Source organism: Streptomyces sp. NPDC057099 (assembly GCF_042671245.1).
Taxonomy (GTDB): Bacteria; Actinomycetota; Actinomycetes; order Streptomycetales; family Streptomycetaceae; genus Streptomyces; species Streptomyces purpurascens.
Genome location: NZ_JBHUTX010000030.1, coordinates 59532 through 73506 on the forward strand (window position 1 = coordinate 59532; position 13975 = coordinate 73506).

General features: G+C 71.8%; 7 protein-coding genes. 3 read left to right on the forward strand and 4 right to left on the reverse strand.

Translation table 11 applies throughout. The features are described from left to right. Window positions 1-26 precede the first annotated feature (26 nt). Window positions 27-2222 carry a CDP-glycerol glycerophosphotransferase family protein gene (locus ACFT4A_RS28975; protein ID WP_382835539.1) on the forward strand — a complete coding sequence of 732 codons (2196 nt, stop codon included), beginning with the start codon at window positions 27-29 and terminating at the stop codon, window positions 2220-2222. Continuing rightward, complete coding sequence (locus ACFT4A_RS28980; RefSeq protein ID WP_382835542.1) at window positions 2219-3865, forward strand: glycosyltransferase family 2 protein; 1647 nt, start codon at window positions 2219-2221, stop codon at window positions 3863-3865. The genes ACFT4A_RS28975 and ACFT4A_RS28980 overlap by 4 nt, the downstream gene beginning before the upstream one ends. Window positions 3866-4269: 404 nt before the next feature. Here the strand turns inward: ACFT4A_RS28980 and ACFT4A_RS28985 are convergent, their stop codons facing one another. From ACFT4A_RS28985 to ACFT4A_RS29000, 4 genes are all read right to left on the reverse strand, one after another. Beyond that, window positions 4270-5703, reverse strand: coding sequence for a hypothetical protein (locus ACFT4A_RS28985; RefSeq protein WP_382835601.1), 1434 nt, complete (start codon window positions 5701-5703; stop codon window positions 4270-4272). 177 nt (window positions 5704-5880) lie between these two features. Beyond that, complete coding sequence (locus ACFT4A_RS28990; RefSeq protein ID WP_382835545.1) at window positions 5881-10842, reverse strand: NAD-glutamate dehydrogenase; 4962 nt, start codon at window positions 10840-10842, stop codon at window positions 5881-5883. A gap of 459 nt (window positions 10843-11301) precedes the next feature. After that, window positions 11302-11967: an HAD family hydrolase gene (locus ACFT4A_RS28995; protein ID WP_382835547.1), complete on the reverse strand. Its 666-nt coding sequence runs from the start codon at window positions 11965-11967 to the stop codon at window positions 11302-11304. A 70-nt stretch (window positions 11968-12037) separates the two neighbouring features. Next, window positions 12038-12553, reverse strand: a complete 516-nt coding sequence (locus ACFT4A_RS29000; RefSeq protein WP_382835550.1) for a DUF6912 family protein — start codon at window positions 12551-12553, stop codon at window positions 12038-12040. A gap of 325 nt (window positions 12554-12878) precedes the next feature. On the opposite strand from ACFT4A_RS29000, the gene ACFT4A_RS29005 reads away from it, so the two are divergent. Further along, window positions 12879-13922, forward strand: coding sequence for an Rv3235 family protein (locus ACFT4A_RS29005; RefSeq protein WP_382835553.1), 1044 nt, complete (start codon window positions 12879-12881; stop codon window positions 13920-13922). The last annotated feature ends 53 nt before the right edge of the window (window positions 13923-13975 follow it).

Sequence of the window (13975 nt, forward strand, 5' to 3'; positions counted from 1 at the left end):
CGTACCGGCGTGAAGGAGCCCTCGCGATGGCCGAGCTCAGCCTCATCGTCCACGGGGCGAACGTTCAGGACCATCTGACGGAACTCCTCGACTCGCTCGCCGCGCATCCCCTCCCCGACGCCGAGGTGATCGTGGCCGCGGTCGGCGACTGGGCCCGGGAGACGGCCGAGCGGCACACCCCGGACGTCCAGGTGCTGCCGGTGCCGGACGGCATGGGCGACGCGGCGGCCCGGGCGGCGGGCGCGGCACGTGCCTCGGGACGCTGGCTGCACTTCGTCCACGCCAAGGACGGCCTGCCCGCCGGCGCCCCGCGCACGGTCGCCGAGCGGGTGGCCGAACTGCCCGCCGAGGTGGACGTCCTGCTCCTCGACCATGTCCGCAGCACCTGGCACACCTCCGGCATGCCCTCCCCGAACGGCTCCCTGCTGGCCCGGGCGGGCCGCGCCGATGTCGCCCTCGACGTCTGCGCGCCCCTGTTGCGCCTCACCCCGCTGCTCGGCACCCGCGTCCTGCGCGCGGACTTCTGGCGGGCGCACGAGCAGCAGCTCACCACCGACGACGAGCCGCACGCCGCCCTGGCCGCCCTGTTGCTCGCCGACCGCGTCGCCTGTCTGCCGCATGTCGCCTACGAGGACCGCACCCTGCGCCCCGCGAGCCTGCCCCCGGTCACTCCCGAACAGCGCTACGGCCTCGTCGATCGCTACGAGTCCCTCCTCGACCTCACCCGGGGCCGCCCCGCCGCCCACGCCGTGCTCTACGACGTCATGGTCCGCGACTGCCTGCGCGTCTTCGCGTGCGGCGGCATGGAGGAGGAGGTCGCGCGGGAGTTCTTCCGCCGGGCGTCCCTGGCCGCCCTGCGCCGCCGCCCCGAGGGCTACAGCCGCCCCGCCGGTCTCGAAGGCGTCCGCCGCTCCCTGCTCGAAGAGGGCGCCTACGCCAGGTACCGGGCCTTCCAGGCCGTCAACCGCACCCGCCGCACCGCCAAGTCGGCCGTACGGACCCGCAAGCGCCAGGCCGGTGCCAAGCTCCGCGACCACCAGTACCGCCGGGCCCTCGCCCGCCCCGTGAACCCCCACCTCGCGGTGTTCGCGGCCTACTGGAACCGCGGCGTCGCCTGCAACCCCGCCGCGATCGCCGCCGAGCTCTCCGAACTCGCCCCGCAGATCCACCCGGTGTGGGTGGTCACCCAGGAGAACGAGGCCCTCCTGCCGCCCGGCACCGACCATGTCGTGCCCGGCAGCCGCCGCTACTGGGAGGTGCTGGCGACCGCCAAGTACCTCGTCAACAACGTCAACTTCCCGGGCGCGGTGGTCAAACGGCCGGACGCGATCCATGTCCAGACCCACCACGGCACCCCGCTGAAGCGCATGGGCCTGGACCAGATGGCGTACCCGGCCGCCGCGCAGGGCCTGGACTTCAAGGCGCTGCTGGAGCGCATCGACAAGTGGGACTACAGCGTCTCCGCCAACAGCCACACCACCCGTATGTGGGAGCGCGCGTACCCCTCGCACTACGTCTCCCTCGACCACGGCTATCCGCGCAACGACGTCTACTACACGGCCACCTCCGACGACATCCGCGCCGTCCGCGACCGCCTCGGCATCGACCCGGGCCGCCGGGCCGTCCTCTACGCGCCGACCCACCGCGACTACGAGGCCGGCTGGACCCCCCGCCTGGACCTCGCCGCCCTCGCCGACCGCCTCGGCGAGGAAACGGTCCTGCTCGTGCGCGGCCACTACTTCTACGGCGGCGCCGCCTCCCCGCTCACCAACCTGCGCCGTACGGGCCGGATCATCGACGTCTCCTCCTACGACCCGGTCGAGGACCTGTGCCTGGCGGCGGACGCCCTGGTCACGGACTACTCCTCGATCATGTTCGACTACGCCAACCTCGACCGGCCGATCGTGATCCACGCCGACGACTGGGAGACGTACCGCACCACCCGCGGCGTCTACTTCGACCTGATGGACCAGGCCCCGGGCCCGGTCGCCCGCACCCAGCAGGAACTGACGGAGATCCTCACCACCGACGCCTGGCGAGACGAGAGCGCGGCGAAGACCCGGGCCGCCTTCCGGCGCCGGTTCTGCGAGTACGACGACGGACGCGCCGCCGAGCGCGTCGTACGCCGGGTCTTCCTCGGCCAGGACGAACGCTCCCTGCCGCCGGTGCTGCCGCTCGAGGAACGCACCCCGGCCCCGACCCCGCAGGAGGCGACCGCATGAGCACCCCCGACGTCACCGTGACGGTCATCGTCTACAACGACGCCGAACGCCTCACACGCGCGGTCGACTCGGTCCGCCGGCAGACCCACGCGAACATCGAGATCATCATCAGCGACGACCACTCCACGGACGGAAGCGCGGAGGTGGCACGGCGTCTCGCGGCCCAGGACCCCCGCGTCCGCCATCTCCGCCTGGAGCGGAACAGCGGCGGCTGCGGCGTCCCGCGCAACCGCGCCCTGGACATCGCCCGCGCGCCGTACCTGATGTTCCTCGACAGCGACGACGAACTCCCCGACGACGCCGTCGCACTGCTGCTCGCCGCGCACCGCGAACGCGAGATCGACTTCGCGATGGGGGCGGTGCAGCGGGTCCGGGTGGACAACGGCCGCCGCTCGACGTGGATGCCGCACCTGGTCGCCGAGCGCCGCACCCTCGACGGTGTCGCGGCCGACCCGCGCCTGCTCTTCGAGCACCTGGCGACGAGCAAGATGTACGCCCGCGCCTTCCTCGACCGGCACGGCCTGCGCTTCCCCGAGGGCATCCACTACGAGGACCAGCTGTTCTCGGCGCAGGCGTACTGCCTCGCGAACGGCTTCACGATCGTCCCGGAGCCGGTCTACCGCTGGTACGTGGCCCCCTACGCCGCCTCCGAGGCCGCGTCGATATCGAACCAGCGGCACAAGCTGGAGAACGTCCGCGACCGTATTCACGTCCAGCACCTCATCGACGGGTTCCTGGCCGAGAGCGGGCACGAGTCGCTGCGCGAGGACAAGGACCACAAGTTCCTCAAGCACGACTTCCGGATGTACGCCGGTGACCTGCCCTACCGGGACGAGGCGTGGCTGGCGTCCTTCGCGGACCTGGTCACCCCGTACCTCGACACGCTCGCCCCCGGCGCGTTCGCCCGCCTCCCGCGCGCCGAACGCGTCGTCCTCCAGCTGATCCGCGACCGCCGCCTGCCGGAGGCCCGGCTGGCGGCCCGGGGCCTGGGCCACGGCGTGGGGCCACGGCAGATCACCACGGACACGGAAGGCCGCACGTACTGGGGCGACCGGATCCCCTCCTCCGAATGGGCCCGCCGCGAACTGGACATCTCAGACCTGGATCTGGAGACCCGGCCCTTCCCGAGCGCGCAGTTCCGCCACGAGATCACGGAGATCACCCGAGGCCCGGGCGCCTCCGTCGACCTCGCGATCCGCACGTACGACCCGGCCCTGCGCCTGCCCGTGGGCCCCCGGCGCGCCACGCTCCTCATCGCCCCCGGCGGCCACCGCCTGCACGCCCACTTCCGCCTCTCCCCCGTCCGCCCGGGCGTCTTCGAGGGCCACGCCCACCTCGACCTCGGAGCGGCGCTGCTCCCCTTCTACGGCTTCTCCGGGGTCCGCCACCCCCTGCTCCGCCTGCAACACCAAGGCGTCTCCCACACCGGCCTCCTCCTGGCCCCCCTGACCTTCCCGGCCTTCACCGCCCACGTCCCCCACCACCACCTCACCCTGGAACCCGAAGGCCACGCCCCCGGCCGCCTCCAGGCCCGCTGGGAACCCACAGGAGCCACAGCAACCCTCATCCGCCCCACAGTCCGCCGCCTGGCCCGCCCCCGGGTAAAGCGTGCAGCCCGCTTGGTGGCAAGCGCCCTGAAGTAAACCGAGCCGACTGAACCACGGGCCACCCGCTCCATGCCGGGCTGCGGGCCGCCCGCTCCCGCCGAACTGCAGGCCCGCCGTGCCGCCCTAGCTGCGGGCAATCGTGCCGCTGAGCCGCGGACACCGGGCCCGCTGAGCCGCAGGCACCCGCCCCGCTGAGCTGCGGGCAATCGTGCCGCTGAGCCGCGCACACCGGCCCCCCTGAACCGCGGGCACTGGCCCCACTGAGCCGCAGGCACCCGCCCCGCTGAGCTGCGGGCCCGCCGTACCGCCCTAGCTGCGGGCATGCGTGCCGCTAGGGGCGGCACGGGTGGGCGCAGCGGCACCCCGCTCCGCCGGGCTGCGCACCCACCCGCCCCCAGCACCAACACCCCGACACCAGAACACGGATGAGAACAACTCCCTCACCGCACCACCTCGTACAACACCTGCCCCCCAGGCCCCCGCCCCACCTCTCGCAACCCCAACCCCAACCCCACCCCAGGCCGCCCAGCCACCACCCCCGTATCCATCACCCACCGCACCCCGTACTCCCGCAGAATCGCCCCCCGCTCCCCCTGAGACACCCCCACCGCGAAATACCTCCGCACCGCCTCCTCCCGCCGCCCCTCATCCGGCAGGAAGAAGTCGGGATACCCGGGCGCCACGGTGTACGCCCCATACGCCGGGATCTGCGCACTCGGCCGCCCCTCCCGAGCCATCACCACATCCCCGTACTCCACCCACCGCGTCATCCACTGATAGCCCGCCCACGGCTCCCGGTACTTCTCCGCGACGACCCCCGCCAGAGCCCCCGGCAGATCCCCCGGCCTCACCACATACCCCACCGTCCCCACCTGCGCCCAAGCCCCCACAACCAACGCCACTCCCAGCACACACCCCCACCCCACCCGCACCACCCTCCGCCCGGCCTCCCCCACCTCCACCGCCACAGCGACCTGCGCCGGAATCAGCACCGCCGGCAACACCCGCCCCCACGCGTACTGCCCGCTCACCCCACCCACCGCCACCACCACAACCCCCAGCACGAAGAACAGCACCAGCGGATCCCACCGGTCCCGCCACCACCGCACCCCCAGCGCCACCACCCCGAGCAACACCAGCCAGTACCGCCCGAACAGGTCCTCGTACAGCGGCCGATGCACCGACTCCAGCCCGCCCCACCCCCCGACCAGCGCGAAGAAGTCGTAGTACGGCCACACCAGCAGCAGCACAAGCCCCAGCACCACCCCGCACCCCAGCCGCCCCCACACCGCCCGCCCGGGCCGCGCGGCGACCACCGTCGCGACCGCCCCCAGCGAGGCCACCACCCCCGTGAACTGATGGCACAGCAGGATCACCGCCCACAGCACCCCCAGCCCGAGCCACACCCCCCACCCCCCGTCCTCCCGCACCGCCCGCCCCAGCCAGGCCCAAAAGTGAAACGTCAGCCCCAGTGCGAACACGCTCGGATACGACACCGTCAGCGCGAGCGAGTTGAGCCCGTAGAAGCCGCTCCAGTTGAAGAGCACCGTCCCCCACAGGAACAGCAGGCTCAGCAAGGCCACCGCGGGCGCGGCACCACGGCCGCTCAGCGTCCGCACATACCGCCACACCCCCGTCACCAGCAGCCCGAGCCCGACGAACGCCCCGACCCTCAGCACCCAGAAGACCGACAGATCACTCACCCGCGCGACGCAGCCGAGCACCAGCATCCAGGGCGAGTAGTACGGACTCGGCGTTTCCGCGTCGACGAGCGGATTGCCGGGGTCGAGGAGGTTGTGCCGCAGCCGCTGGACGGTCGCCGCGTGCACACCGAGGTCCCCGGCCCAGGGCAGCCGGACGATCACGAGGAGCATCAGCACGACGACAGCCGCGGCGACCACCACGGCGGCGGCCTGCGCGACACGGGCGGGTCTCACGGCACAAGCCTCAGCCGGAAACGGTCAGTCCTCCACTCGAACCGCCCTGAGGCTCACCAAGAACAAGGCGCCCCGGGCCGACAACGGCCCGGGGCGCCCAAGAGGACATACGCCCTACGAATGCGTCCGCAGCAGCGTCCTCATCGTGCGCATCGCCACCGACAGGTTGGCGAGGTCGAACGCGTCGGAGCCCTGGATCTCCTCCAGCGTGGTGCGGGCCCGGCCGAGGATCGCCGCGTTCTTCTGCTCCCACGCCTTGTAGCGCTGCTCGGGCGTCGAGCTGCCGTTGCCCACCGCCAGGATGTCGGCGGTCAGCGCCGAGTGCGCCGCGTACAGGTCCTCGCGGATCGCCGCTCGGGCCATGGACTGCCAGCGGTCGGCACGGGGCAGCTCGGAGATGCGGTCCATGAGCTGGGTGATGCGCAGCCGGTCGGCGAGGTCGTAGTAGACCTCGGCGACGTCCAGCGGCTCCCGGTCCATGCGGTCCGCGACCGAGACGATGTCGACCGTCGGGAAGGCCGAGGAGAAACCGGCCACCCGGGTGGCGAGTTCGTCCGGGACGCCGACGCCCGTCAGCTCGTCGAAGATCTTCTGGTACCACTCCAGATCGGCGCCGCGCAGCAGATTCGGCAGCTGGCCCCAGACCTGCTCGACCCGGTCGGCGAAGAAGTCGACCGTCTCGGCGAGGTCCAGCGGCTGCGGCCGGTTGTTGAGCAGCCAGCGCGTGCCCCGCTCCACCAGGCGGCGCGAGTGCAGCCGGATGCGGGTCTGGACGTCGGCCTCGACCTTGTTGTCGAGCGCCTCGACCCCGTCCCACACCGGGGACTGGCGGAAGATCGCCCGAGCCGCGGTCTGCGCCCGCACGATCTCCTCCAGCGACGCCCCGGTCTCCTCGCGCAGCCGGTGCAGATACGTCGTACCACCCGTGTTGACCGTGTCGTTGACCAGGACGGTCGTGGTGATCTCGCGGCGCAGCGGGTGGCTGACGAGGTGCTCGGGGAACTGCTCGCGCAGCTCGGTCGGGAAGTACGCGTGCAGCAGCGTGCTCAGGTACGGGTCGTCCGGCAGCGAGGTGTGCAGCAGCTCCTCGGCGACCGTGATCTTCGTGTACGCCATGAGGACGGCCGTCTCCGGGCCGGTCAGTCCCTGGCCCTGGGCGAGCCGCTCGCGGATCTGCCGGTCGGCGGGCAGGAACTCCAGCGCCCGGTTGAGGTGGCCCTCCCTGACCAGGTGCTTCATGAAGCGCTGCTGGGCGTGGAGCATGGAGCCGGACTGGGCGAGGGCGTTGGCGATCGCCGTGTTCTGCGCGTAGTTGTTGCGCAGCACCAGACGGCCGACCTCGTCGGTCATCTCGGCGAGCAGCTTGTTGCGCTGCTTGACGGTCATGTCGCCGTCCGCGACGAGGCCGTTGAGCAGGATCTTGATGTTCACCTCGTGGTCGGAGGTGTCCACGCCCGCGCTGTTGTCGATGGCGTCGGTGTTGATCCGGCCGCCGTGCAGCGCGAACTCGATCCGGCCGAGCTGGGTCAGGCCCAGGTTGCCGCCCTCGCCGACGACCTTGACGCGCAGGTCCCTTCCGTCGACGCGGATGGCGTCGTTGGCCTTGTCACCGACGTCCGCGTTCGACTCGGCCGAGGACTTGACGTACGTGCCGATGCCGCCGTTCCACAGCAGGTCCACCCGGGCCTGGAAAATCGCCTTCATCAGGTCGGCCGGGGTGAGCTTGGTGACCTTGGCCTCGATGCCGAGGGCCTCGCGGATGTGCGCGTTGACCGGGATCGCCTTGGCCGTACGCGGGAAGATGCCGCCGCCGGCCGACAGCAGCTCCTTGTTGTAGTCCTCCCAGCTGGAGCGGGGCAGCTCGAACAGGCGGCGGCGCTCGGCGTAGGAGGTGGCGGCGTCCGGGTTCGGGTCGATGAAGATGTGCCGGTGGTCGAAGGCGGCCACCAGCCGGATGTGCTCGGAGAGCAGCATGCCGTTGCCGAACACGTCACCGGACATGTCGCCGATGCCGACGACCGTGAAGTCCTCGGTCTGGGTGTCCACGCCCAGCTCCCGGAAGTGCCGCTTGACGGACTCCCAGGCGCCGCGGGCGGTGATGCCCATGCCCTTGTGGTCGTAGCCGGCGGAGCCGCCGGAGGCGAAGGCGTCGCCGAGCCAGAAGTTGTAGTTCTCGGCGACCCCGTTGGCGATGTCGGAGAAGGTCGCCGTGCCCTTGTCGGCGGCGACGACGAGGTAGGTGTCCTCCTCGTCGTGCCGGACGACGTCCGCCGGGGGCACGACCTCGCCGGCCACCATGTTGTCGGTGATGTCGAGCAGCGCGGAGATGAACGTCTTGTAGCTCGCGACGCCCTCGGCCAGCCACGCGTCCCGGTCGACGCTCGGGTCGGGCAGCTGCTTGGCGACGAAGCCGCCCTTGGCGCCGACGGGCACGATGACGGTGTTCTTCACCATCTGCGCCTTGACCAGGCCGAGGATCTCGGTGCGGAAGTCCTCACGCCGGTCGGACCAGCGCAGACCACCGCGCGCGACCTTGCCGAACCTGAGGTGCACGCCCTCGACCCGCGGCGAGTACACCCAGATCTCGAACGCCGGACGCGGCGCCGGGAGGTCGGGGATGGCCTGTGGGTCGAACTTCATGGAGACGTAGTCGTGCGGCTTGCCGCCCGCCGCCTCCTGGAAGAAGTTGGTCCGCAGCGTCGCCTTGATGACCGTGAGGAAGGACCGCAGGATCCGGTCCTCGTCCAGACTCGCGACCTGGTCGAGGGCCGCGTCGACCTCCTCCAGCAGCGCGTCCACGATCTCGTGCCCCGCGCGCTGCCGGTCCGGCGACATCCGCGCCTCGAACAGGGAGACGAGCAGTCGGGTGGTGTGGACGTTGTTGCGGAGGGTGTCCTCCATGTAGTCCTGGCTGAACGTCGAAGCCGCCTGGCGCAGGTACTTCGCGTACGCCCGCAGCACCATCGCCTGGCGCCAGGTGAGGCCGGCGCTCAGCACGAGGGAGTTGAAGCCGTCGTTCTCGGCCTTGCCGGTCCAGGTGGCGGCGAAGGCGTCCTGGAAGCGCTCGCGGGCGTCGTCGCCGAGGTAGTCCCCGCTGCCGTTCTGCGAGCGCGGCACGCGCATGCCGAAGTCGTAGATCCAGGCCACGCTGCGGTCCGGGCAGCGCAGGTCGTACGGCCGCTCGTCCACGACCTCGACGCCGAGCCGGTTGAGGACCGGCAGCACGGCCGAGAGGGAGATGGCGTCGCCCGTGCGGTAGATCTTGAAGCGGCGCTCATCGGGGGCGGCGCCCACCGGCTCGTACAGGCTGAGCGCGAAGTCCTTGCCCTCCTCGGCGTTCAGCGCTTCGAGGTGGACGAGGTCGGCGACCGCGGCGCGCGGGCTGTGGTCGGCCTTGTAGCCCTCGGGGAAGGCGTGCGCGTACCGGCGCATCAGTTCGGCCGCGCGCTCCTCGCCGAGCTCGGCGTTGAGCGCCTCGGCGAAGGCGTCCTCCCAGGAGCGGGCGGCCTCCACCAGCCGGGCCTCGATGCGGTCCTTGTCGGCGTCGGACAGCTCCGGCAGCTCGGTGCCCTGCGGGACCCGGACCACGAAGTGCAGCCGGGAGAGGATCGACTCGGTGTTCCAGGCGGTGAAGTCGACGCTGATGCCGCCCAGTTCCTCCTTCAGGATCTCGATGATCCGGAGGCGCACGGCCGTGGTGTAGCGGTCGCGCGGGAGGTAGACGAGGGCGGAGTAGTAGCGCCCGTACTCGTCCTGGCGCAGGTAGAGCCTCAGCCGCCGGCGCTCCTGGAGGTAGAGCACGGAGGTGACGATGGACCGCAGCTCGTCGACGGGGGTCTGGAAGAGCTCGTCGCGCGGGTACGTCTCCAGGATCTGGAGCAGGTCGCGTCCGTCGTGGCTGTTGGGCGAGAACCCGGCGCGCTCCAGGACGTCCTCGACCTTGCGCCGGATGACTGGCACGCGGCGCACGGACTCGGTGTAGGCGGCGGAGGAGAACAGCCCGAGGAACCGCCGCTCGCCGACGACATTGCCGTCGGCGTCGAACTTCTTGACGCCGATGTAGTCCAGGTACGACGGCCGGTGCACGGTCGCCCTGCTGTTCGCCTTGGTCAGGACGAGCAGCTTGTGCTCGCGCGCCTTGGCCCGGGCGTCGGCGGGCAGCCGCTCGAACGACGGGCTGACCGGGTGGCTCTCCTCGGCGGCGTGGTGCGGGTCCGCGCGCAGTATGCCGAGCCCGGTGCCGGGGACGGCGGCCAGGGAGTCGTCGTCACGCAGCTGGTACTCGCGGTAGCCGAGGAAGGTGAAGTGGTCGTCGGCCAGCCAGCGCAGCAGCTCGCGGGCCTCCTCGACCTGAGGGCCGGGCAGGTCGCCGGGGATGGACTCGTCCGGCAGCCCCTCCGCCAGCCGGATCGCCGCCTCCCGCATCTTGCCCCAGTCCTCGACGGCCTCACGGGCGTCGGACAGCACGCGCAGCAGGTCGGCGGTGATCTGCTTCAGATCGGACCGGTCCGTCTCGCGGTCGGTCTCCACGTGGATCCAGGACTCGACGTGCGCGTCGTGCGGGAGCTCGCCGGCGCCGGTCGCGGGCGTGGGCAGCACCTCGATGAGCTTGCCGGTCACATCGCGCCGCACCACGAACTGCGGGTGGATGACGACGTGGATCCCGCGTCCCTGCCGTGTCAGCTCATTGGTGACGGAGTCGACGAGGAAGGGCATGTCGTCGGTGACGACCTCGACGACGGAGTGGCTGCACGTCCACCCGTTCTCTTCCACGGTGGGCGTGTGGACCCGCACGTTGGCCGTGCCCTGGGGGCGGTTCTCGGCCAGCCGGTAGTGGGATACGGCGGCTCCGAAGACATCGACCGGGTCGCGGTCGGCAAGGTCCTCCGGGGCCGTGTGCAGGTAGTAACGCTGGAGGAACGAGATCAGGGACTCGCGGTCCGGGGCTTCCTGGGCGTCTGGGGTCTCCTCGCCCGTCGACCCGGTCGGTAGGTGCCCCCCGACCGGGCTGTTCTCAGCAACCCGGGCGGCCCTCTCGAGCAACTCGGCCTTGGCTTCGTCCAGCTTGGTCTGCATTGTCCTCTGGCTCCTGTCGCGCGCCGTTGCGTGACGTAGAAGGAAGTACGGTCTCTGCGCTGACGACGTCACGCCGTGACACGGGGTATCCGGTCTGTTCCGACGCTATGCCGCCAGAGGAGAGGAGCGGGGGTGTCTGAGCCATTTTTGAGCTGCCCGACGGGTGTGACGCTGCTCTCTGCGACGCCTCGGTCCCGGTGGTGCTCGGCGTCCCGGGAGTCATCGATGCCCCGTACCGCCCGCGAAGACCAGCGACCGCCGCCCGGTCACGGATGTGGTCCGTGCACTCCGGGCGCAGGGCAGGGACGACGACGTCCCCGCGAACTATCGCGCTGATCACGCCACCAAGGCTATCGCTCCTTACAGGGGCCCCGTCATGAGCCGTATGTGTACAAAACCAGGCCTGGAAGTTTGACGTTCTGCACAGTGCGAACCGCGGCCGCGTACCCACCCGGCCGGTCAGGCCGCGAGCCGCTCCGCCTCCGCGACGGCCTCCTCCAGCGTGTCCACCACCGGCACGCCCACCGCTTCAAGACTCACCCGACTGTGCGACCCGCCGGTATACAGCACGGCCCGAGCCCCCACATGCAGCGCGGCCACCGCGTCGTCCGCCGCATCTCCGATCACCACGGTCCGCCCCGGCTCCACTCCCGCCAGCGACGCGAGATGCCGCACCATGTGCTCGGCCTTGCTGCCCCCGGACGGCCCGGTCCGCCCGTCCACCCGTATGAAGTGCGGCTCGATCCCGAATCCCCGCACCAGCGGCACAAGCTCCTCGTGCCCGTACATGCTCAGAATCGACTGGCTGCGCCCCGCCGACCGCCACCCCGACAGCAGCTCAACGGCCCCGGCTGTCAGCCCGCACGTCACGCTGTGCTGGGTGTAGTACCGGTGGAAGATCTCATCCATGAGCTCCCACTCGACCTCGGTCGGCAGCCGCCCCAGCAGCCGCTCGTAGAACTTCGGCACCGGCACGCAGTACAGCTCCCGGTACATCTCCAGCGTCAGCGGATCCAGCCCCAGCTCGGCGAAGGCCGCGTTCGTCGCCCCGATGATCGCGTCGATGTCATGGAACAGCGTCCCGTTCCAGTCCCAGACAATGTGCGCGCCCGTCTTCATCCCCATGCCTGAAAACGTACCCGCCCCCACTGACAATCAAGAGAGCGGCGCCTCAACGCACCTCCGGCGCGGACGCTCAGTCCCCCTGCCCCACCAGGTTCGGAATCTCCTGCGTGGCGAACCACAACAGCTCGTGATCCTCCGCGCCGTCCACGACGAACTGAGCGTCGTCGTCCCCGGCGTCCGCCGCCCCCAGCGCCGCGGCGGCCGCCGTCACATCGGCCTCCGCGTCATCCGCGTCGACGTGCACGGACGCCGCCCTGGCCAGCGCCACGGCCCCCGAGACCCGTACCTCTCCGAGCGCCTCCTGATCGAGCCCCCGGTCGGGATCGACACTCGCGACCCGGTCGGGCACGTCCACGGCCACCACGACCCGGCGCCGCGGCACCCCCGGCTCGATCGCCAGCAGCCGCAACGAGGCCAGCGCGGCCCGGTTCAGCGCCGCGTACTCCAGTTCCTCGATGTCGTCGGAGACGTACCACTCACGCAGCGCGGGCGTCACGGCGTACGCCACGAACGGCCCGGCTCCCAGCTCACCCGTCTTGTACGCCTCGGCGAGGCCGGGGAGGGTCAGGGGCACGTAGACACGCATGGCTGGCCGCTTTCGTGGTCGGTTCAGGTCGGAGGGCCCGGGAAGGCCCCGGAGGGCCTCCAGGATACGTGCGGGGGTCCCCTTTCGAGTTCCGCCCCGTGACGCCGGACGCGTCCACCCCGGGCCCGCAATTCACCCGGCACACCCCCGCCCTGACGGGCCCCTCACCCCCCCGGATCACCCGGATAGGTGAACATTCCGGCGCCCGCGGCCCGAGGCCCCTTCCCTTGCCCCTGCCCCCATCCGCCCCATACAAGATCACCAACCAGAAGTTACTCACCGGTACCCACCGGCCCACGAAACGGGGACCCCCATGCACAAGGTCATGACCAGAGCACAACACCACCCGACCGGCCACCCCCCGACCCACAGCGCCCCCCGCGGCCCGGGCGGCACCACCTCGCGCACTCCCGGCAGCACCACCCCGAACACCCCTGCCGAGACCCCTCCGGGAACTCCCGGCGGCACGGCTCCCCGCACGCCCGGCGGCACCGCCTCACACACCCCCGGCAGCACCGCTCCGCGAACCCCTGGCGGCACCGCGCCACGCACCCCCATCAGCACCACCCCGCACACCCCCGGCGACACTGCTCCACGCACCCCCGGCAGCGCTGCTCCACGCACTCCCGGCAGCACCGCCTCACACACCCCCGGCGCCGCAGCCCCGCGCACTCCCGGCAGCACCGCGCCACGAACCCCCAGCAGCACCACCCCGCACACCCCCGGCGACACCGCCTCACGCACCCCCGGCGGCACCGCGCCACGCACCCCCGGCGGCGCAGCCCCTCCCCGCACCCCCGGCGGAGGCCGCACCCGTACCACGGCCGCCGGAGGCCGTCCCCCGGCCCCCGGCCGCGCCAAGACCGCCCGCACCCGCCCCGCGGACAACCGCCCACCAGCCCCCTCCCGCACCCGCGCACCCCGCACCGGCACCGGCACCCGCGCAACCCCCCGGCCGACGCCCCGCACCCCCACGGACACCGCACCCCGCGTCCCGGCCCAGAGCCCCCGCCGCCCGATCCCCCAGCCACTCCTCCCCACCGACCTCTTCGCCGAGCTCCTGCTCGGCGTCCTCAGCGGCCGCCGCCCCGTGCACTCGATGCTCCGCCACACCCGGGGCCGCGCCTACGACGAACTGGCCTGGCTCGCCGAACGCGGCCCCCTGCGCACCCGCGGCGCCCGCCCCGTCATCCGGGACATCGGCTGGTTCGAACCCCGCGCCGGCGCCATCGAGGCCTTCGCCCGCATCGGCGCCGGCGACCGGCTCCGCGCCATGGCCTTCCGTCTGGAACTCGGCCAGGACCTCCGCTGGCGCTGCACGGCGGTGGAACTGGGCGGCCCCCGCCCGCCCCAGGCGGAGGCCGACTGAGGGACACGCCGGCCGAGCCACCCCAAGCCGAAGGGCCGGACACCCTCGGGTGT